Annotated in this window: 2 protein-coding genes; both read left to right on the plus strand. The window is 33.9% G+C overall.

The genetic code is table 11. The features are described from left to right. Positions 1-38 precede the first annotated feature (38 nt). Entirely contained in the window at positions 39-776 is a 738-nt protein-coding gene (locus A3842_RS11365; RefSeq protein WP_256701665.1) for a thioesterase II family protein, read from the plus strand. Continuing rightward, positions 776-1,133, plus strand: a 358-nt coding sequence (locus tag A3842_RS11370) for a condensation domain-containing protein (RefSeq protein WP_143186248.1), incomplete at its 3' end; no start/stop codon positions are given. The genes A3842_RS11365 and A3842_RS11370, both read left to right, overlap by 1 nt.

The following is a 1,133-nucleotide window of genomic DNA, read 5'->3' on the forward strand; positions in this document are numbered from 1 at the left end:
TTTAGATACTATACTATATTAGATTAGAGATGAAGAGTATGTTGGAAAAAGTAAACTTGTTTTGCTTTCCGCACGCCGGTGGTTCATCTACCATCTATAGCAAATGGAATAGTAAGACACCTGCATGGCTTGAAGTCATCCCAATTGAGTTACCCGGAAGAGGAAGCCGATACTCAATAGAATTATGTTCAAGTATGAACGAAATTATTAATGACGTTTATAATCAGATTGTTTCAAAAAACGTAAATACTCCGTACTTTTTGTTTGGGCACAGTATGGGAGGTATTATTGCATATGAACTTTACTATAAGATGTTGCATTCAGAATCACCGCTTCCAGAATGTATCATCATATCCTCAATAAGCCCGCCCCACATCTTAAAAACAGAAAAGAAGATACATCAACTTTCGAAACGCTTATTTCTAGAAGAGATTCAGCAGTATGGCGGGACACCGATGGAACTTCTCAATGATGGGGATTGGCTTGAATTTATCATGCCAATTCTCAGAAGTGACTTTAGGATTATTGAGAATTATGAAGGTATTCTTAGACGAAAAATGAATTGCGACCTGCACGTAATATATGAGATGCAAGACGAACTTAGAGAAAAACAAATGAAAGAATGGAAGCAGTACTCTAATAAATATTGTACATTTAAGGCTTTTTATGGTGGACACTTCTTCATAAAAGATAGCGAGGATATTGTAGTTGATCATCTTACACAAACCGTAAATAAAATAAAGAAACAATATGAGATACAGGGGGCACAAGGATAATGAAGCTAAATAAAGCAAATGTTGAACAAATATTGCCTCTAACAACCATGCAAGAAGGGATGTTATTTCATTTTTTGAATAATGAGGAACATAATGGAAAATATCATGAACAACTTGTGATTGAATTGAAGGGTGATTTGGAATATGAATACTTTTCTAAAGCATGGGAATATGTTATAACATCAAACAAAATGTTAATGACTGTGTTCATATGGGATAAGATTGAAAATCCGGTCCAAGTTGTATTGAAAAAGCAGGAACTCCCGCTAACCTTTTTGGACATTCGTGATAGTTTAACATATTCTGAATCAATTAATAAGATAAAACAAAAAGATATCGAAAACATCAATTTAAATC

The organism is Paenibacillus sp. P3E, from assembly GCF_001909045.1.
Lineage (GTDB): Bacteria > Bacillota > Bacilli > Paenibacillales > Paenibacillaceae > Paenibacillus_AQ > Paenibacillus_AQ helianthi.